Raw genomic sequence first — 24,398 nt, 5'->3', positions numbered from 1 at the left:
AAAATGTACATGATTATTCAAGTGTTAATGTGTACATTTAAACTAGCATTTATATATCCTCTCACTTCATGAATCTTATCCTTGTATATTTCAAACCATTGTTGCCATTCATCTTTAGAAAATTCTTTCTCTTCTCCTTTTAAAACGTAAGAAAAAAGATTTAAACAAATATGCCAACCAGCTATATCTCTCGGTGTATGATCTGTTAATTCATGAATGTACTCTTTAAGAAGTAAAAGAGTACCATTTTCCTCTTTATGTATTTCAAATCGGACACGGTCTTTATCCCAAGTAAATTCAAGTACTGAGTTTACTTGACATTCTAAAATATCAATGTTTATGAATGAACCGTCCATCATGTCGAACTTTATTATTCCACCAGTTTTAAGGCTTTCAATCTGTAAATTGGACATCCATTTTTTCAGCTTACTGTTTTCTGTTAATACAGACCAAATTTCCTCTACCGTATATGGAAATTCGCGTTCAAATTTTACAATATATCCATCAGTTAGTTTCCCAATTTCAGCTATCATTTTGATTGCCTCCTTATATAGAATGTATGTTCTCACTTCATTTTACACGAATATAAATATAAAATAAATATTTATAACAACGAAGTGTTAATTTAAAGTGAATGGTGCTGAGAAAAACTTAAATATTTTCTAAATCGAGTTATATAATATTGAAAATTAAATATAGATTTACGTACAAATAAAAAAAGCCGCATTTGCGACTTATGAAATCATAGGATTAACTCCTGTTTTTGTGGAATGATTAATGATTAACGCTTAATCGCATCGACAATTAGCGATGGAAAACCAAGTTTATCGCCTTTATTTCTAGAATCATACCTTTTCGAACGGAAAATAACACCGTCGTTTGCATCCCATTCGTTGTAATAAAACCGACCATTTTCATCACAATATTCAAGTAAAACTACCTCGAATCCAGCAGTTTCAAACATTTTCGTTAATGTTATATAATTATGAACGATTTTATGACTTGCTGCTGGATGATCTTTCGGACCGGGGCCCCCTATTTGAACTATATTTTGATATGCCTCATCCTGAAAGAATGCATCAGGGACTCCGCACCGAATATGACCAGATGGTTTTAAAAATTCATAACAAATTTCAGCTGCTCTTACACCTTCTTCAAAAGTAAGGTGTTCCCATACATGCTCAGCTAAAATAGCTGAAATAGAATTGTATTCAAATCTTCCTTCCCACGTAGCTTTATCTAGTAAGTTAAGTTCACCTTCTTGCGTTTGAATCCAGCCTGGATTATTATTAAACACTCCAGCTCCGACAACTACTTTAATTTCCTCTTGTTTTATTGCCACCATTTTCACCTCTTAAATATTTTAATTCATTAATATATTCTATGTTTACTATTATCCTTCCTCCTTCAAAATTTTGTAACATGAGTCCAGTACAATACCGAACTCATGTCCTATAAACTCTCTAATGTAACAATCTGTCTAACTTTATAAAATTAGTTCATGATATACGATTTTTCTTACAGAAATATAGCACACCAAACATTAGCATAATACCAATTACGTAAAAAATTGTTGTTCCGCTCCCACCAGTATTAGGAATTACCCAATTATTCTTCGCATTTTTCACTGTTATTTTTTGTGTCTTTACTGCTTCTGTAATTTCTATTTCTATTGGATCTCTAAGTAACATGTATCCGTTTGGCGCTTTTATTTCTTTTATCGTATATTTTCCAAGTACTAATTGATTGGAAATCACCTTTCCTTTTTCATCCGTTGTTAATCTAGCCACTTCTTTACCCTCTTTATCTAAGACTTGAAATATAGCGCCTTGTAGTTTTAAATTGATATCCTTATCATCAACTTTCTCAATTTCAAATTGTCCAGTCGGATCTGGTAATTTCTTATTTCCTATTTTAATTTCTACTACTGCATCTTTTTCTACTTTTACAGTTATTTTTTCTTTTAATAATTCGTAACCTTTAGGTGCTTCTACTTCCACTAAGGTATAGTTTCCTATTGGTAAGTCTTTTGATACGACTTCTCCTTCTTCATTTGTTACTAGTTCTCCAACTATTTTTCCTTTTGAATCTTCTATATGAAACTTTGCCCTTGCTAGTTTTTTATTTTTATCACTTATGTCTACTTTCACAAGCTTTATTTTCCCCATTGGATCTGGCAATTTCTTATTTCCTATTTTAATTTCTACTACTGCATCTTTTTCTATTTTTACAGTTATTTTTTCTTTTAATAATTCGTAACCTTTAGGTGCTTCTACTTCCACTAAGGTATAGTTTCCTATTGGTAAGTCTTTTGATACGACTTCTCCTTCTTCATTTGTTACTAGTTCTCCAACTATTTTTCCTTTTGAATCTTCTATATGAAACTTTGCCCTTGCTAGTTTTTTATTTTTATCACTTATGTCTACTTTCACAAGCTTTATTTTCCCCATTGGATCTGGCAATTTCTTATTTCCTATTTTAATTTCTACTACTGCATCTTTTTCTACTTTTACAGCTATTTTATCTTTTAATAATTCATAGTCTTTTGGCGCTTCTATTTCTACAAGGGTATAGTTTCCTTTTGGTAAGTCTTTTGATATCGCTTCTCCTTCTTCATTTGTTACTAGTTCTCCAACTACTTTTTTATTTGAATCTTCTATATGAAACTTTGCTCCCACCAATTTTTTATTATCATTATTACTATCAACCTTTTTTATTTTTACTTTTCCAGTACTAGGCTTGTTCCAATGTTGCCAGTTAAATTTGAAATTGTGAAATTCAAATCCACCAGTTTGTTGTACCGCACCGACAAATGCTTGTCCATTAATCGAACCGCCTTTTGTTTCTAATACAGCATTGGGGGCAAACACACTCCCAACGACACCATATCCCTCTGTTGTAATTTTTTTCGCATTTGGAAAAACCCAAATCACTTTCCCATATAGCTCAGTAAACGGGGAATTAGGAGAATATGGTTGTGATGTAGGAACTATATCTGTAGCCCTTCCAATATTGTTCGTGTCATATAGTATAGACCCATTTTTAAATGTAACCTCTGTTGCATCCGAATACATAACAATAAAATCTTTGTCCTTAGCACTCGGTAAAAATACATCTCTTATATCTAAATTGTTTTTCCCTGTCAATTCTGATGAAACATAAATATTAGAATTGTTTATATCTTTTCCGATTCCATAACTCATATTTGGAATTGGGGTATTCGTTTTATATTGACCAGCATTTTTACTGACTTGGTTCACTATATTGCGAAATTCATTAAATTTCGCGTCAATTTCTAGTTTTTCTTTATAAACGATATGATCATAAGAAGATTGTATGATGCGATCTGGATCACTCTCTTTTGTCATTACGACTATTCCGTTTTGAATGATAAAAGATTCTTCTCTTGATTTCTTAAATTTTCCAGACAATAACAAGGACGGATATCCCTCATCAACCCATTTTTCACCTACTATATTAGATGTTCCCGCTGCAGCACCTACAATTGTATACCCCGATGCATCCATATCACCTTGAACTGCAATTGCTCCTTCAATGTCGCCACCTATTGCTTTATGGTTACCAAAGACAACTGCATTATAACGCGATATATCACCTAGACCTTCTAAGTTTGTCGTGGATCCATATGCTTCTTGTGGTACATATACGACAAAACTTACACTTAACATTAACAAAACAATAAAATGAATACTTACCAGCTTTAATCCTAGCCTCAATTCCTTTGTTCCCACCTTTACCGTATTTTTTCTATAGTCGAATAAAATGACATGTTTATCAATGAGGATTTACTTCATTCCCTATATATCTTCTTTACTTATCTCTGAATTTCCGGTCCCAATGTCCATTAATGCAGGATAAATACATTCTATCGAGTTAACCTTTTCTTATAAATTACGACTAGAAACACACATAACAATAGGATTGGAACTATTACAGTCCACTTATTAAATATAAATATCTCTGTACTCACTTTTTGTTTTTCTTTCTCGTTTAACTCCACACGCACACCTCGAACTAGCAATCTATTGGTGTTTACTCCATAAGGCGTACACGTAATTAAAGTTGTATAATCTTTATTTTCTACAATTTGTAGATCGTCCGTTTCGTGTGGTAACACTACTTTAATTTGATCTACTTTATAAGCAAGAACTTTGTCTAAAGAATGAATATAAAAGAGATCTCCTTCGCTCAACTTATCTAAATCTGTAAATAATTTTGCTGATGGTAAACCACGATGCCCTGTTAAAATAGTGTGCGTATTTTCTCCGCCTATCGGGAGCGAAGAAAAATCTAAATGACCTATCCCGCGGCTCAATACTTCCTCAGATGTCCCTTGATAGATTGGCAGTTTTATATTAATTTTCGATATTTCAATATACCCCATTACATCTCCTAAATTTAACGCATCAGCATATGCTTGATGATTACTTTTTTTTTCAGAAAATGGATCAGTAAATGTTTTCGTGGAAGTGTGAACTTGTTTATTATATTCGGCTGCTTCTTTTTCCCTACGTTCGACTTCTTTCTTTTGTAGCGCTTTGATCTTCTTATCGTAAGAGCTAATCTCAGAATAATGTGCACGAGTCGCCAACCAATTACTAATAGTAGGATATAAAAAAACACCTAATCCAAATAAAAAAATACCTCCCAAAACAAGATTTCGTTTCATATTTCCACCTCTGTATATGCTTAAATATCGAAAAGAGGGAAGCATTTTGCTTCTCCCCTTTTCCCATAGTTACATGTTCCTAAAATCTTAATTATTAGCAAACTTTTTTCTAAAGAAAACAAATGCCGCTGTAACCATTAACGTAAGGCCTATTACAGTAAAAAGAGTCGTTCCTATGCCACCCGTTACCGGAAGAACCCATCCACTTTTATTATTTTCAATCGTTAATTTAACCGTTTGATTATTTTCGCTAATCTTTACATCAATGGGATCTTTTAATAATTGATAAGAAGCTTTTGTACCATCTTCTTTTGTATATGTTGGTGCTTTCGTTTCAAAAATTTGATAGTCTCCATATGGAATGTTAGACCATTTAATAACACCATTTTCATCTGATACACCTGTTACTTCTTTTCCTGCTACAACAACTATTTTTCCATTTTTATCTTTAAGTACAAACTCTGCACCTTTTAATTTATTCTTATTAGCACCATCAATTTTTATTAACTCAATTATTCCAGTTGTCGGAACAACAACTACAGGTTTAGATTCCTTTTCTCCAATTACATCATTTTTATTTGTAAAATCAATTTTTGCTGTATTTAAAATTTCCGAACCAGATGGTACTCCTTCTTTTACTTGAGATTTAATTTGCAAATGAAATTCTTTTTTACCATCTAATTTTGTGAAATCTTTTACTGTAGCTGTTACTTTTTGACCTTCTATAGCTACCTCTACAATGCTTGCATTTACTTCTGCTCCATCAATTTTCACAATTGGCTTTCCTTGAATCACTAAACGATTATCCAAAGTATCTGTTACCACATATTTTTTGTATTCCTTAATGTCTTCTGGAATTAATGTTTTAATATCATAATTATAATTAGTTAACGGATTGATTGGTAACGCTTCCAATTTTCCGTTAATCTTTTTATCAATTATTGGTTCTTCATAGTTTTTCACTTCTAATTTAACTACTGTACCAGAAGTAATAGTTCCATCTTCATTAATTGTTCCGGAGTTCTTAACAAAAAACTCACGTTTAGTTGGATCTATTACATAGCCTTTCGGAGCTTTTGTTTCTTGGAAATAGTATTCTCCATACACCAATCCTTGCACGCGAATATGACCATTAGCATCTGTTACTAACTCTTTTTTCACTTCTGTACCGTCTTTTTTAAATAAAGAGAATACTGCACCTGCTAATGCTTTTTCATTTACACCAGTTTTTATTAAATCCACTGCACCACGTTTAACCTCATTTTTAGGATACATGTGAACATCATAGTTTAGCACCTTACCCTCTTTATTCGTTAATGGGATATCCACTGTATACGTATTGGGATTTAGATTAACATGTGGAGGTCCTGCCACTTCTTTCACCTCATAACGTCCTAGCGGAAGATCTTTTAATACAGCTTGTCCGTTATCATCTGTTACTACTTGCGTTGGAGTTGCTCCCATTACAGGTTTCACATCTTCTTTTACGATTTTCCCATCGTTTGAAATTTTTTCAAACGAGGCAACCTTTTTTACTTCAAACGTTACACCTTTTAATGGTTTCGTATCTTTTGGCACCTCTTGATTTGCAGAACCGTCACCTTCTAGTCCCTGCGCTCCATCTTTTTCTTGTTCATACTTATGAATCGTTAAAGTACCTTTAGATGGTGAACCTGCCTTTACTAATACACTAGACCATGTAGAAAATGTTAAGAATAACACTAAAAGCACACTAAATATTTTTTTCATTTCTCTTATCCCCTTTACTACTTCTATCATTTTAAAAATCTCTTTATTACTATTACCTTCTTAAAAGCAATAGTGTGCCAAGTATCAGATTTAAACGAATAACATAAAACATAGTCGTCCAACAATCCATTGTTTACAATCACTTATTCACTTTTCTTATCTTCTATTATTACGTTGTCTCTCCACATGATATATGTAATTTTCTCCCCTAAATTACACTTATATCTCTACTTCAAAAATCATTACATTTGTTACATAATAGCTTTCACTGCTAATTTCGACTAGTCACTTACTGTCAATCTATTAATTTCTCACTTCCTATCCCTATTTAAAATCCAACCTTAATCATTTTTAATACATATAAGTAATAACCAACAAATAAGTGTGACGATTCATATTTTACGCTACTGTCCAAAACTATTACCTGTATATTCAAATAATATGTGCTATTCATGTTAAATTATGGTATTATTCTTAGAAGTTTATAACTTTTATTTATATTTTTTATTAATAAAGATTTTCCGTTTCTACTTATGAAAAAAGGAATATATGTTTATTTAACTATTACGCATAACTGTAAGGAGGAAGAATATGACTAAAAAGCTCAGTCTAGTTGAGATAGAGTACATTTGCAATATGTTTTTCCAATCTTTTGAAATTCCAGTTTGTTTTTTAGATTGTAACAAAAATATTCTTTTAGAATTCACATCAAAAAATGATTCACATTCGTTGTATACATCAAAAATAGAACAGTTACATGTGCTTTTTCAGAGAAATGATACATATAATTCACCCATCTTCAGAACTCACGAACATCTAGGGCACTTCATTTTAATTCACATAAAGAGCGATTATATGGTGAACGGTACTGTTATTATTGGGCCCTTGGCACATGTAAATTTTTCTACAAGTAAAACGGATAGTAACCTTAATTTCATTCCAAATTATAAAAGAACAAGAGACCATTATTTTTCATTGTCAGTCAAAGATCAAAATTTCTTTGTAAATATAGCAATATTGTTCTATAACATTCTCTATAAAAAAAATTCAGATGTAAGCACCTTTTCAAATAACAGTGATTCACTTCATATAAGTCATAGCAGAATCTTAAACGAAGATGTATATATTTCAATGCAAAAAGACGAATCCATTTATCATAATTTATATATAGAGCAGCAATTACTTGGTTCTATAGAAAACGGGGATAAAGAAACCGTACTCAAATATTATTACGAATTCCAACAAGAGACTCTTTCATCTTTATCTTCATTCCATCAATTAAGACGTCATAAAAACATTTGTATTTCATCCATCACGCTCGCTACTAGATATGCGATAAAAGGGGGACTTCCATCTGGGATTGCTTACAAAATTTATGATTTACATATTCAAAGAACAGAAGATTTAAAAGACAAAGAATCTGTTTGGGATTTGTTAAAAAATGCTTTTTGTACCTTTGCAGACCGTGTAAAGGCACAAAAAACACAGCAACATTCACAGACTATTGCTATCTGCAAAAACTATATTTTTAAAAATATTTACAATCCAATATCTGTTAAACAACTTGCTAAATTTGCAAATGTGAATTCAGATTATTTATCTATATTATTTAAAAAAGAGGTCGGTATTTCATTAATTGAGTACATTCAACGTGAACGAGTCGAAGAAGCAAAGAAATTATTAACTTTCACCACCTATCCTTTATCAGACATATGCGCTTCGCTTAATTTTAGCGATCAAAGCTATTTCACTAAAATTTTTAAAAAATTCACCAACGAAACACCTGGTAAATACCGAAAATCTCATGTTGTCATTTAGAGTGACACTTCCATTAAAACAAAGTATTTTCAGTAACTTATCAATGGCAAATTAGAAGTACTCCTATATTCATGAGCTATAGGATTTATGCTATTTTCAAATCAAAAAACACGTTACTATTCTTTTATTTTAATGAGAATAGTAACGTGTTTTATATGTAATATAGTTCTGTAGACAAAATGGCATCCAACTGTAAATTTTTACAAAATCCAAATGTACCGCTTAACTACTAAAATCTTATTAAGTAAAAAATCCATATTTCTTTTTACTTACTTTCTACTTTATTTCTTCTGGATAATGAACTCTTTTCTTCAAACGAATAATCCCTACTATTATTTTTGTATCTTTCTAAATTTGCGAACCAAAGTGAGTACTGTACCTGTAAGAATCATCAATATGCCGATTGCTGCACTGTTAGTTGTACTTACACCCGTCTTTGGAAGCTCCTTATATGTATATTCTTTTTTATCGGTATTACTGTTGTTTGTCTTATTAGCAAGACCATTAGGTTTGCTAGTTTCTTTATCTTTCACTAACACTTTTTGTATTGTATTTACCTCATTACCCACGGAATCTCTTACACTATATATTATTTCATAAGTACCAGCTTTAGTTATATCTATAGTTCCTTCATACGCTACTTTAGAAGTAAGGTCACCGTCTTCTTTGTCAGTAGCTGATACTCCTACTAACGGATCAAATTGATCACCCTCAGTAATTGAAGTTGTAGCAGGTACTTTTAGTATTGGTTTATCATTTTTAACTTCTTCTCTAACTTTGACCGTTACAGTTTGCTCCGCCGTTACTTCATGACCTTTAGAATCTGTAACCGTGTACGTTAATACGTAAGGTACCAGCTTTAGATGTATCTACTTCACCATCAACTTTGATTTTAGAAGTGAGATCACCGTCTTCTTTATCGATAGCTAATACTTCTGCCATTGGAACAAATGAATCTCCTACATGAATTGTCGCTCCAACAGGCACTGTTAATTTAGGTTCTAAATCTGATGTTTCTCCATTTTTCTCTACAATTACAGTCTGTGTTGCCGTTGCATTCCGCCCTTGAGAATCAACAACCATGTATTCCATAATGTATGTACCTGATTTTGAAGTATCTACATCGCCTTTATGCTTTACTTTATTTGTTAAATCACCATCTTCCTTATCAACAGCTTTTACATTTCTCATTGGATCAAACGTATCTCCTACACGTAGTGTAATGGTACTCGGTACAGTTAACTCTGGCGCTTGGTTTTCTACTGTTTTTTCGTTTTCTTTCACTGTTCCTGTAATTTTTGCCGCATCAAAAGCATTTTGGACTGATTGAACTTCAATTGAGTTCGTTCCATATTTATTAGTTGCAACTGTAAGACATGCCAATCTCAATTCAGAGAAATCAGAAGTCATGTTTAATTCATCAGTATTTGCATAATAGAAAATATCAAACATTCTATCTTCACCAATACCATTTACATTTATACCGTTATGAGTACCACCTTGTGCAATTAAATACGCAACTTTATTAATAATACTTGAGTTAAAATGAACGCCTCCATAATCCTCTCCATTTAAATCATTATATTTACTATAATCATCAGGATACGGTAGTCCTTCTGAAAAATTAATTGCAGTTGGATTTTTCATATTACGAAAAGTCGATCCCGTTTGTTCTCCTATTGTCCAGTTAAATTCTCCATTATTTATGTATTTCTCTATGGCCGTTCCCATAATATCAGATAATGCCTCGTTAATCGCCCCAGATTCTCCTGAAAATTCAAGGTTAGATTCGCTAGATGTAACCGCATGTGTAAATTCATGACCCGCTATGTCGAACGCTTTTACCATAGGATCTCCATATAAAAGCATACTAATGTTATTAATATTAGTACTAAATGCATTCTCCCAATTTTCAGGATCATTTGTTCCTCCGGAATCCCATGCATGTACAACTGAAACTACTTTTTTCCCTTTATTATCAAAACTATTACGCTTATATTTTTCTTTATAAAAATCATATACCTTTGTTGCTAAGAAATGAGCGCTTACCGCCTTTGGATCATTAAATGTTGTTGAAACGCTAGTTGTTAGTATACCAGGATAATAACTTTCTTCATTTGTAATATCTCTATAATTTACATCATATGTCTCAATTCCTTGTCCTCTTGTGTAATCAGCAAGCGCATAATTCCCACTGGTCTGTTTAGAAATACCAAATGTACGAGTTACGCCTAAATCATCTTTTCCTGTTCCAGTTAATGATGTGAAATTGCTAGTTTTATTTTCCTTAACGGATTGAACATACTCTTCACTTATTTTCAAACTTGATTCTTGTACCATATCTTTTAACATTTCACCATTATGAGCATTCACTAAATAAGTCCCAGATACATAATTTGGTGTTGTAGCAGCAAATGTAACTTGATATGCATTGCTAGCCTGCCCATGATTTTCATCAACAAAAATAACCGTCTTAACTTCTGGTTCAGAAATGAATTTAGTCTCATTTCCGTACTTTTTATAAATATATTGTTTCGCTTCTTCTTTTGATAAATTAATAGGTTTCTTTAAATCTTCTTGTGTTAAATTTTGTGCACTAGCTCCTGAAATGCTTTTAATAATACCTTTTTTATCTACGTGAGCAGTCAACTGGTGACCATACACTTCTTTTCCTTCATATATTTGTTGCATGCGCACAAGTGTAGTTCCATCATAAGAACCACGTTTTTGAAGAACCTTGTAATCTACTCCTGTTTCTGCACTAACTTGTTTTGGAGACAAAGCATGCTCCGTATTTTCCTTAAGTGCATCTTTCACTACATTCTCTGGCGCTTTTTTTGATGGTTGTGTAAGATCACCTGTACGGAACGAATCCTCTTGAATTTCAACTTGCATTTGAACAGGTTCCTCTGCATGACCTACTCCATATGGTATTACACTTGTTAAAACGAATCCTGTTGTTAATGCAACTATAGCTATTTCTTTTTTATTTCCCATGATATTTACCTCGTATAAATTTCTATTATTTATATGAAACTGCTAAAATGTATACAATCTATTCCTAACATAAAAAGATGACTTTTGTAATCTACAAAAGCCACCTCTTCAATATGTAATATCCCTAAAATGTTTTTAATACATAATTTCTATACAAAAAAGAAAAAAGCATTCATTAACGAGCATTTTGCAATACTTTTATTAGGTCATTTATATTTTCAACTTTCTGCTGAAACTGATCAAGTCTGCTATGTAGCGATGAAGGATTTTTATCTTCAGTTGAAATAACTTGTTTTAATTCGTTTTCTAATTTATCATACACATCAAAGAAATTATCAAATTCTACACTTACAAGCTCTTCATTTTCGCGATAGAATCTTTTTGCTTCTATATAAGTCATATATGATTTATTTAAAAATCCTAATGAAATTAAATATTTAGAAGTGTTTTCTTGATAAATAGCAATATCACATGCCATTTTAATATCAGAATAAGTCTTTTGAACGAGACAATGCAATTCAAAAATCTTAAACTTTAATCCATTATTCATTTCATTCCCTCCCATCGTATCTATTCTACATAAAATTAGAATATTATACAAAGAAAATTATTAGCATAAAATTGACAATTAAAAAAATAACTTAAGGATAAACAAAATCCCTCTCATTATAAATTATAGTTGCGGAGCATTTACCAACATAACAGAAAAATAAAAAACGAAAAGAATAAATCTTTCCGCTCTTAGAGTAATAAATACATTTCATATTGCGCTAAAGAATTCTTTTCAAATCCACATTTCTTTAAAAAACCCTCCAATAAATTATTGTTAGGAAACCCAATTGATAAACTTGATAAATGTAATTCTTCTCTTGCTACTTGTAATAATGTCATCCCAACACCAATATTTCTATAATCTTTGTCTACGAAAATAAAACTAATTTTACCTTGTTCATTTACACATAGAGAGCCTTTTAACTCATTATCGACATATGCACCATAAAATATATTATTTGTTTGTTCGATATAATCAATATCATTTTGCCAATTTATATGGAAGTTTAACCATTTCTGAATTTCATCTTTAAAAGTTGGAAATTCTAATTGTTTTACTTCAATATCCTTACAATCTTTATTCATTATTTTAGTCAAATCATTTAAATTATAATAAGAAAGATCGTACACTTTTTCATAGCCCAACTTATTATAAAAATGAATCGCTCGGTCGTTTCCTACAATGACTTCGAGAAAAAGTTGCTTACATCCATGTTGAATCGCCTCTTCTTTATGCAGTTCAAATAATTTTCGACTCACACCAATACCGCGATAATTAGGATGAACCGCTAATGTTCCGCAGCGCATAGTCTTTATACTTTCATAATCCTTTATACCACCTAGTATTACGCCAACAGATTTGTCACCGTCTAAAGCAAGAAAAGAATGTTCTAGCAAATTACCTTCTGGTCCCAAAAAACGTTGTATAAAATCCTCTTTTGAAACCTCCATCTTAATAATATAATCGGAAAATCCATCTTTAAAAGCTTCATATACTAAATCAATATTCACTTCACTACACCTTTTATATTGAATCATATAAAATTGCCCTCCAATTGCTTGTATTAACCTCAACATGTACCCATATAATATATTCCATCTATTATAAATTTCAGCTCTTAATTTGAAATGAACGGGCATTTCCCTACATATAACTTACTATTAATTTGTTTTATAACAAACGGTGCAATATCTCCATTTTGAATTTTAATTCCTGGCATATCCACTAAACTCTCTTTTATATTTCCTATACCATTCCCCTCTATAACAAATGGTAATCTAACAACCGTCCAATCTACATCACTACTTTGGAGAATTTGTAACTCTTTATATTTATCTTGCATCATTTTTGGTAAAAATAATTTAAACAAGTTAGCCCCCATTTTATTTACAATCCCTTTCTGATCTCCAACAACATTTATAGAGCCACCAGAAATAAGAATATAACGTTTTATTTCATATTCCTTCATTACTTTTAAAATATGCTTTGTAACTGTACTAAAAATATAAGATTCATTTTTCGGTTGACCGACAGCATTAATCACAGCTCTACAACCTTGAAGTAATTCCTGGATTGAAGAAAAATCACGGGCATCTCCAATGATAACCTCTATATTCTCATTATTTATCGGCATATTTTTAGAATTTCTCGTTAATATTTTCACTTGAAATCCCTGTTCTAACGCTTCATTTATGAGGAATTTCCCGACTTTTCCATTCGCACCCAAAATAGCTATTTTATTTGTAGTTTCCAAGCTTAAAACCCTCTAACTATCTATTATTTACTACATTAATCTCATAAACACGTAAAAAAGCAATTAAATGCTCACATGCTCTTTCGCATGCTAGCATTTTAAAGATTTTTTGTTCTTCTTTCGTTTTATCATTCGCTTGATCTGAAGCAGCTTTTAAACATAGAAATGGTTTTTTATTTATTTGACACACATAGGCGAAAGCTGCTACTTCTTGATCAACTGCCAATGCTCCATATACGGTATGGAGTAAATATCTCATTTCTGAACTACGAATACGTTGATCTCCTGATAAAAATGTACCGAAATGTATTGGATCATACGATCGTATTTTTTTTATTCTTCTTACAAGTGATTTTGTTGTTTCAATAGGTGCTGTTCTACCGTTATATAAATTAAAAACATTTTCCCCTGAGCCAGCAGCAGTAACATCGTGTTGTATTGCGTTTAGTGCCACTACAATATGACCGTTTTTCACCTTGTTTGATAAACTTCCGCATATTCCTGTCATAAACAACTCATCTGGCTGAAACTCACTAATTAACAATTGTACACAACTAGCGCAGCTTACTTTACCGACACCAGTAACAACTGATATAATTTCCAGCTCATTAATAGTATGAAAATGAAATTCCCAAGCTGCTCTTTTTTCAACACGTTCACTCGGATAATGTTGATGCAAATATGTCAGTTCTGGTTCCCATGCAGATACAATTGCAATACGTTTCATTACACGCTTCACTTCCCCTATTGTCATTTAAATAAGTTATCTATACTTTCTCGTTCATAATCTGGAATCCATTCTTTGTATTTCTTATATAAATCTCGTATTATTTCTTTATTCTTCGCAATTACTTCACATCCTCTATCATCATACATAAACATGACAATATCTTTCGTTTCATTTATGAGAAATACATCTGGATAAGAAATTTCTTTTTTTCGTCCAAATCGAGGATACAGAGCAGAGAAATCCTCATGATTAGCAGCTTGTATAAGCGATTCATACTTAATATCTTCTACGAGACATTTTAAAGAAAATTGATATGTACAATATAAAGTGAAACTTTAATCAGTGGGGGTTTTGTTCATCCCCACTGATTATCAGCCCTCACCAATCGGGCTTTTAGGGGCAGTTGATTCCCACCTACCTTCTTTGCTTTCGCTGAATTTTGAGGTGGGGGTCTTACTGCCCGTTAATGCGGGATAAATCTGCTTCTTCATCTTCAAATAGAAACGGTAACGTTTCTTGTCTTATATGAAATCTTAAATCTCTTTTCTTAATATATTTATTGTATACATTTATTTTCTGTGGAGTTTTTATGTTTTCCTTTTTAAATCTATAAACATTTGTCACTACAAACACTACATCTTCTTTTGAAAATATGTCTTCAAATAAGAATTTATTATATGTATATAGTTGAGAAAAGTATTCCATATTTAAATCGTCGGTTCCTTCTACAATTTGATATTTATCTTTTCCGAAATCAAAATGTAAATGATTTTCCCACTGAGATAATAAGTAGGGTCCTAATGTAACTCCTGGAAATGCTTGATTCATATATTCTTTTAATTGTATTTCCTTGTCCTTTCTACTGTACAATTCTTTTTAAATCCCAATATGCTTCTTCTAGCCACGGGTGTATAACTTTCAATGTATCTTTCCTTTCCCACAAATATGAAATATATACAAAAGCTGCTTTTTCCAAAGATTTTTCCAATCCTTTTTTTATTTCTATTAAATATGGTGGTGTCCCTTTTTGATCCCATTCTATTTTATCTGCAACAAATAATACTAAATCCATTTTCGTTGCATGTTTACGCAACGTTGTATGGCAACAAATTGCATTTAAAATTTCTTCATCTTCTACTTTAAATATTTCTTTTGCGATTACTCTCGATAATTTTTGATGAATAATCATAGGAAATTTTCTTTCTGCTTCCACTATTTCTACCCCAAATTCTTCAGCAACTGCAATCCGCTCCTCATTCGGAAAAATGCCACTAATATCATGTAAATATCCTGCAATTGCTGCTTTTTCTTTATCTACGTGAAACTTTTCCGCAATCTTTTTTGCCTCATTTGCCAAACGCATTGAATGTTTATATGTAAACTCTTTATTATATTTTAGTAGAAAATCTTTAATATCATTTTCTATTTTTCCAGTTGGAGTAAATGAATATATATCATTATATAGCATAGAAAATCCCCCTTATAACTAACTTTCAGTATAATGTAGAATCTAAATATCCTTGTTATTTTATATTCGTTATTAATCTTTTTACTCCTTTTTAATACGTTACATGAAATTTTATACAGAATCATCGCTACAAGTACATAAATGTTTGATATTATAGTAATGTTGATGATTTGTAAGGAAAGGAACTACACAATGAATAAAAATATATTAATTATTGATGATGATAAAGAGATTGTTGAATTACTTGCTGTTTATTTGCGAAATGAAGGCTATAACATTTATAAAGCTTATGATGGCGATGAAGCATTGCAAAAGGTTTCTACATATGAAGTTGACCTTATGATTTTGGATATTATGATGCCAAAACGAAACGGATTAGAAGTTTGTCAGGAAGTACGTGAAAATAATACTGTACCAATTCTAATGCTTAGTGCAAAAGCAGAAGATATGGATAAAATATTAGGTCTTATGACAGGTGCCGATGATTATATGATCAAACCATTCAATCCATTAGAATTAGTAGCTAGAGTAAAAGCTTTATTACGAAGATCCTCTTTCCAAAATGCTACTTCGCAAAAGAATGAAGATGGTATTATTCGTATTCGCTCTGTTGAAATACACAAACATAATCATACTGTTAAAGTAAATGGAGAGTATATTAAACTCACTTCTATTGAATTCGATATTTTATATTTACTTGCGAGTAATACAGGAAGAGTATTTAGTTCAGAAGAAATTTTCGAACGCGTTTGGAATGAAGATGGTTATGGTTCAAATAAGACGGTAATGGTCCATATTAGCAACTTACGGGATAAACTTGAAACAGTAATGAATGGAGAAAAATTGATTCATACTGTTTGGGGAGTTGGCTATAAAATTGAGAAATGAAGCATTTGATATATTAAAAGATATTCCTAAATGGAAACTTATTTTTTGGCTCTTATTAGCTATCACACTCACTCCTATTACTGAATTAATTATTTATCGCCTCGTTACGAGTGTAATTGAGAGTTCACTTACTCTAACCGAACTTGGTAAAGAATTCATTCGAATTTTTGGTTATGAAAAGTATAAAGGGATTAAAGAGTCTTTATGGATGATGATTGTTTCTTATTTGTTTTTATTTTCTATTTTTTCATCCTATCTTTACATTTTTTATCGTCACGAGAGAAAACTTTACTATGAAACTTGTATTAAAAAAATGATAGAAGAAATTCGTTACATTGCAAATGGAAACTTCAATCATAAAGTTTCTATTGTAAATCATAACTATCTGGAAGAGTTAGCAATCGGGGTCAATGAAATTGTTGAACAATTAAAAGTCTCAATTGATGAAGAAAGACAAGCGGAACAAGCAAAAAGTGAACTTATTACAAATGTATCACATGACTTACGCACTCCTCTTACTTCTATAGTTGGATACGTAAATTTAATCCATCATGATAATTATAGAGATGAAGTGGAATTGCGATACTATATTCAAGTCATTTACGATAAAGTAACTCGTCTTAATGCATTAATGAATGACTTGTTCGAATATACACGTGTTCAAAATAAAGAATTAAGCTTGTATTCTGTCCCTATTGATATTGTAGAGTTACTTGGACAATTAACTGTTCAATTCCGCATACAGGTTCAAGAAGCTAATATAGAATGTCGGCCTTCTTTCCCGTCTCAAAAGCTCATGGTATTAGCTGATGGTGACAAATTAGTGCGTGTGTTTGAAAATCTTATTATAAACGCTATCGCTTATGGAAGCGAAGGTCGCTATATTGACCTTACTGCTTATGAAAGCAATAATATGATTACAATTGATATAACAAATTACGGACAACCTATTCCTAGTACGGATTTACCTCATATTTTTGAACGTTTTTATCGCGTTGAGAAATCACGCTCTACAAACACTGGTGGATCTGGACTTGGATTAGCAATTGCAAAAAGTATAGTCGAGTTGCATAAAGGAACAATTGAAGTATATAGTGATGACGAAAAAACAACATTCACCGTAAAACTACTTCCATACAAATGTTAATATTACAAATAAAAAGTTCAATTTCTTATCATATAAGAAATTGAACTTTTTCTATTATTTCCCTAAATTTAATAATCCTTTATAATTCTTTAGAAATTCTTTACCTTTTCTTTCTTCCTAATTAAGCATTCCTTTTTACAATACTATTATTGATGTCATAATAGGAGGATCGCTTATGCAATTCTTAAAAAAATTCGCTATTTTATTATTATCTTTTTTCATTACTGCACTTATCGTTTTATATTTTTACCTTTATGTAAATGGTCCGATTATTCAAGCTAAATCAGCTATTTTAATAAATGCTAATTCGGGTGAAATTGTTTATAAAAAAAATGAAGAAACTCCAGTACAATCAGCTACTTTATCTAAATTAATGACAGAATATATCGTATTGGAGCAACTAAATGATAGAAAAATACAGTTAGATGACTTCGTACAAATAAGTAACGAAGTTTTCCGAGTAGAGACAAGCCCTATACAAGTAACATCGAATGATAAAACAACGGTTCGTGATTTACTTCATGCATTGCTACTGGCAGGGAATAATCGTTCTGCACTCGCTCTAGCAGAACACATTGCTGGAAATGAAGATAACTTTACAATATTAATGAATAAAAAAGCAAAAGAACTACAGTTATTACAACCATCTCCATTTCTAAACTCTACTGGAATTAATCATGATACAAATAAACAATCAACTACAACAGCAATAGACGCAGCTAAACTAGCTGCACGATTAGTAAAAGATTTTCCAGATGTATTGAATATTACGAAACTAACCTCTTACCAATTTACCTTCAAAGATTCCCAGGTTTTCAATACGAATAAAATGATATATTCCCTTAATGAAAACATTAAACTTCAAGGTGTTGATGGCTTACAAACTAGTTTTTCAACTAACGGTAATTATAGTTTTGTCAGTACAGCAGAACTAGGAGATACTAGACTAATTTCAGTAATATTAGATGCAGATGAAGAAAACATCTCATTTATTGAAACAAAAAAGTTGCTACAGTATGGTTTTGATCCTTCCTCGTACTCTGCACTCCAAGCTTTTAAAGACACCCTTACATCTTGGACAATATTGCTTCAGTTTAAAAACTTAATTATACAAACTATAATGATTTTCTTAATCATTACCACCTTAATGTTTTTACATATACGTCAGAAAAAATCCGAGGATTTCAATTAAGAAATCTTCTTATATATAAAAACCGACTTGCGTTTAAGATGCAAGTCGGTTTCTAATTCTATAATCCTCTTCCAATCAAATTTGCTGAAACTGGTTGCAAGTTTAACTCCCTCGCCCATATAGATAGCTGACCAATATGATGGATTTCATGTACGATTACATGTCTTAAAACTTCACCGTATGTATATGTTTTATCTGTCCACGAAGCATTAAACATCTTACATTCTAGACTAGATGACCACAACTGCAAAAAAGCTTTTAATTCTCGTTTATATAAATCAGATAACGCTTTCACTTGTTGAATCGATTGATAATCTTTAAATTGCGGTTCTCTATCATCTTCTCCTTGAAGAGCACTAATCCAACTATACTCTACATCTACAATATGAAATAATGTTTCTAAAATACCCCCAACACCACCAACACGTTTGCAAAGTAAATCTTCCTCTGAAAGTTGTTCACACCACTTAAACCAATCTTCTCTTACTTGCCAATTATATTGAAATAATGTGTACACATTTATCTCTCCCCTACTCCAATTATCCACCTAACAGCATCTGTTATATAATGTGGTTCATCTTTTTGAATATAATGACCACTTTGTTCTGCAATTATTAGTTTATTTTTGTTTGATAATCGTAATAATTCTTCTTGCAATTGTAACCATTTTATTTGTGCATCTTGCGAATAAAAAGCTTTTTTACCAGCTGCTAACACGACGAGTGGAATATTTCTCGTTGACTGACAATATTTATCTGCTTCACCCAGACTAAACATAAACTCTTCATAAGAACTTTCATGTACAAATTGTTTATAGTAAGCTTCTTGAAATTCTGGAGACATGATTTGCAAAAATGCTTCTTTATAATTTACTGGTGTAGAATCAACCAAAACCATTCCCAACATATCTTCAGGATAAAAATCCGTAAATAAACGTGCATTTATACCACCAAAAGAATGTCCTACAAAAATATAAGGTGGCTTCAGTTGTAAAAGATTTAAGCATGTTCTCAAATCTTTTACCATTTCAGAACTAATACGTTTCTTGGAACTCTTCCCGCTTTTGCCTAATCCAGCCCGATCGTATGTAAGTACCGTACCATATTCCGTCAGTCCTTCAGCAATTTGATTCCATGCCTTCGAATAATCGCCATAGCCTGATTCCAATATAATAACAGGCTGCTGCTTCTTTCCTTGGAGTATTTTCGTATACATTTTAAAATCAGTAACTTGTATATATTCCTCTATACATTTAACCATTGACAATCACTTCTCTTCGGCCAAGTTCCTCTACAGCGTGATTAATTATTTCATTTACAGATAAAGAACCATCCAATACGATATCTGAATTCGGCTTAACAGTATGAATTGCCTCTAAATAAGCTTTTCTCGCATATGTCATGTAATGTTCCAAATCATTATATATTTCATCTATTGTACCTTCCTTAAAATCTCGCAAAATCCTTCTAGCCATCGCAATATCTAAAGGCGTATCAATAAATATAGTTACATCAATGAATTTTCGCATCTCACTATTTAAGTATGCAAAAGGATAATCTACAATAATATAGTCTAAGGTATTATTTTGTATAAGTTGCTCAATATCATGAATTAATGGTGTTAATACCCACTCGTCGTAATTCGCCCCATCATCAATCCATTTACAAATATCAGCGGGACAGTTATCAAATGTATAACTATCAAAATATAGAGCTTTTGAGTTTTTAAACTTATGCTTTAATCTTTCTGTAATTGTAGTTTTACCTCCCCCCGAAACAGCTGCAATTGAAATTATTTTTGTTTTATTATCCACTATACCCACCAAGCCCCTTTTGTTAACATAACATAATTATAAATCACTATTGTTGCTACTTCTTCCATTCATATTCTAACATACTCATTTCCCATAAATTCCAATACGTTTCTCCTACTCTTTTTGACTCTCTTAATAAGCCTTCTTTTACAAACCCTATTTTTTCGTAACATGAAATGGCCGATGTATTAAAATCATACACACCAAGAGTTACTCTATGTAGTTTTAATTCGTCAAAAGCAATATGAAGTACTGCTTTAATCATATGTTTTCCTATAGAACGTCCTCTCATCTTTGTATTACCAACTAATACTTTTCCAATTCTAGCGGACTTATTAATATTATCTATTTGCCCAAGCGAAATATGACCAATAACGTCTGAAGTCTCTTCATCTACCACTTTGAAAGCGAGTGTATTTGCACTTTCTATATACTTCTCTAATTGCTGTTCGTCTAAAGGAAATGTGAAGGCATTTCCTGACCATTGTATTAGAAATTCTTCGGAATTAATCCAGTTTATTAATTGTTTAAAATCAGATTTTTTAAAGATTTCTAGTTTGATCATTTCCATGCTCCTTTCGTACATCACTCTTTATAGCCTCAAACTTATTTCTATATAAAGAATATATTCTCCTTTTATATGAAATTAAAATAAAGCCATTCATGTGAATGGCTTTATAAAAAAACATAATTATGCTTTTTTCCTATGTCAACAATAGTTCAATAGCTTCAATTTTACATACAGATATAATTACCGTAACTACGCCAGCACTATTAGCAAGCCTTACAACATCACAAGTTACTGAAGAAACAGTTCCTTCAAAATTATTTCCTGTTGTAGTAATGCGCACTGCACTGTGTACTAATTTTTTAAGCTCGTCTCTAATTCCTTGAACACAGCAACAATCGCATTTTTTATTTTGTTCTTCATGTTCTTTTTTACACTCTTCGAAAGCATCCCAACAATCATCCTGTTTACATCTACACTTCTTTTTACAATTATTAAATCGAGACCCCAAAACCTCACCCCCTAATCCTTTCTATTAATAAAGTATGTCCACTTGCTTAAAAGGGTACGAGGCAAAAACATAGAAAGGAAAAAACAAACACTTGTACTAAACACTCTTTTCATTATTAATTATAAAAACAGACCTCTCATAATTAATATGTTGTTTAATGAGGAGAGTTGGATTCTGCTGTATTTAATGTTTAGATCCACTTTCTAAAACAAATCTTTTTTCTTTTAATAGGCCCCCCTCTCCCCGAAAGACGCACCTGTTTTTCCTTCGCTATTGTGAAATATACATTCAGAGAAGTGTACTCCAAAATAAGATATTATTTATAATCAGAATGTTTTCTTTAACAAATGTTCATGGGAAAATACCATAACTAGTAGTTCTGTCTATTATCTCTTAAAAATTAGCATTGTTTGTATGAACTCTATATCTAGTAGAAAATACTCTATCATATAAAAGGAAAATAGTAGGTTAATAAACAAGCCATTTTTTTATTAAAACATAGAATAATATGAACACTATTAAAAGGAGGTAGAAATGAATGTCTTGGAAAAATGATTGCTGGAGTTCTCAGAAAAAGCATTGTTGTGATGATTGGTGGAAATCTAAAGAAAAGTGTCATCGTGATGATGACTGGTGGAAATCTAAAGAAAAGTGTCATCGTGATGATGATTGGTGGAAATCTAAAGAAAAGTGTCATCGTGATGATGATTGGTGTTCTAAACGAAATAAGTGTCGCTGTAATTGTTTCTTTATTTGTTGCCATTGTAAAAGGAAAAATTGGTAATATTTTCGATGTCAACTGAAAGGAAAGAATATGTCTTTTGGGACCACTCGGGCTTTTACGGATAGTTGATCCCACACCTACTTCCTTACTTTCGTTGAATTTTGAGGTGGGGGCCTTACTGCCCGGCAAATAGCGGGATAAATACTAGAATGTAATATATAAAAAGCTGACTGAGTATAGTCAGCTTTTTGTCAATGAACACGTAAAGGCTTAAACAGACAGACATATATATTTACTGATTGGTGGGGTATTGAGAAAAAAAGCTGACTCTTATAAATCGATTTTTTAATTACTTCACGTACGCATAAAACTTTAGATGCTTATTGATTTGACGAATTCACCAATATTTTCATCAAAAAATTCATGCTATCTTTAATTAGTGCAATGCTTCATTGCTTAACGATTATCTTCAGGAGCCCTATAGACAATCGGGGTTTCTTTTATTTAAATAAAAATTTTGTTTAAACTTTACAAAACTCACCTATATTAAAATACCTTCTAAAATCCCTATTAAACATTTATAATACTTTTAAATGGTTTAAATTCTACAATCAGTAATGGAGGCATTTTAATGGGAAACATCCCAAAAATATCATCACACCAATCAAATCCAAATATACCCTCACAGCAAGTGAACCCTAATACCCAACAAGGTAATATAAAAAAAACAAGACGCCGTATTATAACTACTTTAGTCTTTATATTACCTATAATTTTTGTCGTGCAATATTCTCTGAATAACCAACAAGAAATGATTAAAGAAAAACAAATCACGCTTAATACGGAGCAACAAAAATTATCTTCTGTAAAGAAGGATGGGCATTCCCTTAACAATGATGTCAAGGCTTTAACAAGTAGTGAAGAAGAAATTTTAAAATTCGCAAGGAAACTGTATGGATTTTCTAAACCGAATGAAACTATATTTCAAATAACTGAATAAAATTACACTGCATTACCCAAAAGGCGATTTGAAGATAATCGCCTTTTTATATTTAATCTCTAAAGGAATCATACGAATCTCTCTTTCTATCATATAACTACTTTGTTTAATTTGTTAAAATACAATCACTTGTCCATTTCACTTTACTCTATCATTACATTTACTATTAGTAATACGATTTTTAGAGGTGATAAATAATGGACGAGTTTTTATCTTTTGCTGCACATAATCCGAGTTCTATTGGACCTACACTTCCACCTGTTCAACCCTTTCAATTCCCTACCGGTCCCACCGGTTCTACAGGATCAACTGGACCAACCGGGCCAACTGGACCAACTGGATCAACTGGACCAACTGGATCAACCGGATCAACTGGACCAACTGGATCAACTGGACCAACTGGATCAACTGGATCAACCGGACCGACTGGACCAACTGGACCAACTGGACCAACTGGACCAACTGGATTTAATCTTCCTGCTGGGCCTGCATCTATTACTTTGACTTCTAACGAAACCACAGCATGTGTATCCACTCAAGGAAATAATACTTTATTTTTTTCTGGGCAAGTATTAGTAAACGGTAGTCCTACTCCAGGGGTAGTGGTCAGTTTTTCATTTAGTAACCCAGCTCTTGCTTTCATGGTTCCTCTTGCTGTCATTACCAATGCTTCAGGTAACTTTACCGCTGTATTTCTAGCCGCTAATGGGCCTGGAACAGTAACTGTTACTGCTTCACTTCTTGATTCTCCTGGAACAATGGCTAGCGTCATTATTACCATTGTGAATTGTCCGTAATAATTATATGAACTGCACCCCAATTGTTAGACACAGTCTAACAATTGGAGGTGCAGTTTT

At 31.9% G+C, this 24,398-nt stretch carries 23 protein-coding genes and 4 pseudogenes; 7 read left to right on the top strand and 20 right to left on the bottom strand.

Features of this window, described 5'->3' with window-relative positions; translation table 11 throughout:
- Positions 1-17: 17 nt before the first annotated feature.
- The 5 genes from ACODS7_RS24210 to ACODS7_RS24190 form a co-directional block, all read right to left on the bottom strand.
- A complete protein-coding gene (locus ACODS7_RS24210; protein WP_243168947.1) occupies positions 18-533 on the bottom strand; it encodes an SRPBCC family protein in 516 nt (171 codons plus the stop codon).
- A 248-nt stretch (positions 534-781) separates the two neighbouring features.
- Entirely contained in the window at positions 782-1,342 is a 561-nt protein-coding gene (locus tag ACODS7_RS24205; protein ID WP_048564656.1) for a class I SAM-dependent methyltransferase, read from the bottom strand.
- Positions 1,343-1,499: 157 nt separating this feature from the next.
- A complete protein-coding gene (locus ACODS7_RS24200; protein ID WP_488827759.1) occupies positions 1,500-3,737 on the bottom strand; it encodes an MSCRAMM family protein in 2,238 nt (745 codons plus the stop codon).
- A gap of 149 nt (positions 3,738-3,886) precedes the next feature.
- Entirely contained in the window at positions 3,887-4,690 is an 804-nt protein-coding gene (locus ACODS7_RS24195) for a class C sortase (protein ID WP_075719284.1), read from the bottom strand.
- Between the two features lie 87 nt (positions 4,691-4,777).
- The gene (locus ACODS7_RS24190) at positions 4,778-6,439 is read right to left on the bottom strand and encodes an LPXTG cell wall anchor domain-containing protein (RefSeq protein WP_080681791.1); all 1,662 of its coding nucleotides are present in this window, start codon (positions 6,437-6,439) and stop codon (positions 4,778-4,780) included.
- A gap of 591 nt (positions 6,440-7,030) precedes the next feature.
- Between ACODS7_RS24190 and ACODS7_RS24185 the strand changes: the two genes are divergently transcribed.
- Positions 7,031-8,257 carry an AraC family transcriptional regulator gene (locus tag ACODS7_RS24185; RefSeq protein WP_016081546.1) on the top strand — a complete coding sequence of 409 codons (1,227 nt, stop codon included), beginning with the start codon at positions 7,031-7,033 and terminating at the stop codon, positions 8,255-8,257.
- Positions 8,258-8,589: 332 nt separating this feature from the next.
- Here the strand turns inward: ACODS7_RS24185 and ACODS7_RS24180 are convergent.
- The 8 genes and pseudogenes from ACODS7_RS24180 to yqeK form a co-directional block, all read right to left on the bottom strand.
- Positions 8,590-11,254 (bottom strand): annotated as a pseudogene (locus tag ACODS7_RS24180) (M4 family metallopeptidase).
- 175 nt (positions 11,255-11,429) lie between these two features.
- Positions 11,430-11,804: a hypothetical protein gene (locus tag ACODS7_RS24175; protein ID WP_029442358.1), complete on the bottom strand. Its 375-nt coding sequence runs from the start codon at positions 11,802-11,804 to the stop codon at positions 11,430-11,432.
- Between the two features lie 191 nt (positions 11,805-11,995).
- The gene (locus tag ACODS7_RS24170) at positions 11,996-12,844 is read right to left on the bottom strand and encodes a GNAT family N-acetyltransferase (RefSeq protein WP_029442357.1); all 849 of its coding nucleotides are present in this window, start codon (positions 12,842-12,844) and stop codon (positions 11,996-11,998) included.
- Positions 12,845-12,924: 80 nt separating this feature from the next.
- The gene (locus ACODS7_RS24165) at positions 12,925-13,560 is read right to left on the bottom strand and encodes an SDR family oxidoreductase (RefSeq protein WP_029442356.1); all 636 of its coding nucleotides are present in this window, start codon (positions 13,558-13,560) and stop codon (positions 12,925-12,927) included.
- Positions 13,561-13,576: 16 nt separating this feature from the next.
- The gene (mtnN, locus tag ACODS7_RS24160; protein WP_029442355.1) at positions 13,577-14,314 is read right to left on the bottom strand and encodes a 5'-methylthioadenosine/S-adenosylhomocysteine nucleosidase; all 738 of its coding nucleotides are present in this window, start codon (positions 14,312-14,314) and stop codon (positions 13,577-13,579) included.
- A pseudogene (locus ACODS7_RS24155) lies at positions 14,311-14,616 on the bottom strand (DUF3885 domain-containing protein); the annotation flags it as partial. The pseudogene ACODS7_RS24155 and the gene mtnN, both read right to left, overlap by 4 nt.
- A gap of 151 nt (positions 14,617-14,767) precedes the next feature.
- Positions 14,768-15,136 (bottom strand): annotated as a pseudogene (locus ACODS7_RS24150) (DUF3885 domain-containing protein); the annotation flags it as partial.
- Between the two features lie 13 nt (positions 15,137-15,149).
- Positions 15,150-15,758 (bottom strand): bis(5'-nucleosyl)-tetraphosphatase (symmetrical) YqeK, encoded by a 609-nt coding sequence (gene yqeK / locus ACODS7_RS24145; RefSeq protein ID WP_029442354.1) that lies wholly within the window; start codon positions 15,756-15,758, stop codon positions 15,150-15,152.
- A gap of 192 nt (positions 15,759-15,950) precedes the next feature.
- Between yqeK and ACODS7_RS24140 the strand changes: the two genes are divergently transcribed.
- The 3 genes from ACODS7_RS24140 (at position 15,951) to ACODS7_RS24130 (ending at position 18,985) form a co-directional block, all read left to right on the top strand.
- A complete protein-coding gene (locus ACODS7_RS24140) occupies positions 15,951-16,646 on the top strand; it encodes a response regulator transcription factor (protein ID WP_001038809.1) in 696 nt (231 codons plus the stop codon).
- Positions 16,636-17,793 (top strand): sensor histidine kinase, encoded by a 1,158-nt coding sequence (locus ACODS7_RS24135; RefSeq protein WP_029442353.1) that lies wholly within the window; start codon positions 16,636-16,638, stop codon positions 17,791-17,793. The genes ACODS7_RS24140 and ACODS7_RS24135 overlap by 11 nt, the downstream gene beginning before the upstream one ends.
- A gap of 175 nt (positions 17,794-17,968) precedes the next feature.
- Positions 17,969-18,985, top strand: coding sequence for a D-alanyl-D-alanine carboxypeptidase family protein (locus tag ACODS7_RS24130; RefSeq protein ID WP_029442352.1), 1,017 nt, complete (start codon positions 17,969-17,971; stop codon positions 18,983-18,985).
- Positions 18,986-19,043: 58 nt separating this feature from the next.
- Here the strand turns inward: ACODS7_RS24130 and ACODS7_RS24125 are convergent, their stop codons facing one another.
- The 5 genes from ACODS7_RS24125 to exsK all read right to left on the bottom strand — a co-directional run bounded on the left by ACODS7_RS24125 (position 19,044) and on the right by exsK (position 21,817).
- The gene (locus ACODS7_RS24125) at positions 19,044-19,502 is read right to left on the bottom strand and encodes a DinB family protein (protein ID WP_029442351.1); all 459 of its coding nucleotides are present in this window, start codon (positions 19,500-19,502) and stop codon (positions 19,044-19,046) included.
- A 2-nt stretch (positions 19,503-19,504) separates the two neighbouring features.
- Positions 19,505-20,245 carry an alpha/beta fold hydrolase gene (locus ACODS7_RS24120; RefSeq protein WP_029442350.1) on the bottom strand — a complete coding sequence of 247 codons (741 nt, stop codon included), beginning with the start codon at positions 20,243-20,245 and terminating at the stop codon, positions 19,505-19,507.
- Positions 20,238-20,798 (bottom strand): nucleoside/nucleotide kinase family protein, encoded by a 561-nt coding sequence (locus ACODS7_RS24115; protein WP_029442349.1) that lies wholly within the window; start codon positions 20,796-20,798, stop codon positions 20,238-20,240. The genes ACODS7_RS24120 and ACODS7_RS24115 overlap by 8 nt, the downstream gene beginning before the upstream one ends.
- Positions 20,799-20,853: 55 nt before the next feature.
- On the bottom strand, positions 20,854-21,363 hold the full coding sequence (locus tag ACODS7_RS24110; RefSeq protein WP_042968933.1) for a GNAT family N-acetyltransferase: 510 nt from the start codon (positions 21,361-21,363) through the stop codon (positions 20,854-20,856).
- 139 nt (positions 21,364-21,502) lie between these two features.
- Positions 21,503-21,817, bottom strand: coding sequence for an exosporium protein ExsK (gene exsK / locus ACODS7_RS24105; protein WP_016081557.1), 315 nt, complete (start codon positions 21,815-21,817; stop codon positions 21,503-21,505).
- A 587-nt stretch (positions 21,818-22,404) separates the two neighbouring features.
- On the opposite strand from exsK, the gene ACODS7_RS24100 reads away from it, so the two are divergent.
- From ACODS7_RS24100 to ACODS7_RS24090, 3 genes and pseudogenes are all read left to right on the top strand, one after another.
- Positions 22,405-22,620, top strand: a complete 216-nt coding sequence (locus ACODS7_RS24100; RefSeq protein ID WP_488827751.1) for a hypothetical protein — start codon at positions 22,405-22,407, stop codon at positions 22,618-22,620.
- 552 nt (positions 22,621-23,172) lie between these two features.
- Complete coding sequence (locus ACODS7_RS24095; protein WP_029442347.1) at positions 23,173-23,541, top strand: FtsB family cell division protein; 369 nt, start codon at positions 23,173-23,175, stop codon at positions 23,539-23,541.
- A 197-nt stretch (positions 23,542-23,738) separates the two neighbouring features.
- Positions 23,739-23,795, top strand: a pseudogene (locus ACODS7_RS24090) (exosporium leader peptide-containing protein); the annotation flags it as partial.
- Between the two features lie 17 nt (positions 23,796-23,812).
- On the opposite strand, the gene ACODS7_RS24085 reads toward ACODS7_RS24090, so the two are convergent.
- Both ACODS7_RS24085 and ACODS7_RS24080 read right to left on the bottom strand, forming a co-directional pair.
- Positions 23,813-24,061 carry a hypothetical protein gene (locus ACODS7_RS24085; RefSeq protein WP_243168949.1) on the bottom strand — a complete coding sequence of 83 codons (249 nt, stop codon included), beginning with the start codon at positions 24,059-24,061 and terminating at the stop codon, positions 23,813-23,815.
- Between the two features lie 15 nt (positions 24,062-24,076).
- On the bottom strand, positions 24,077-24,322 hold the full coding sequence (locus ACODS7_RS24080) for a hypothetical protein (protein WP_016081561.1): 246 nt from the start codon (positions 24,320-24,322) through the stop codon (positions 24,077-24,079).
- Positions 24,323-24,398: the final 76 nt, after the last annotated feature.

The sequence above is a fragment of the Bacillus sp. FG16 genome, from assembly GCF_057809515.1.
The sequence above is the reverse complement of the archived record's forward strand: the minus strand, read 5'-3'. Positions and strand labels throughout refer to the sequence as shown.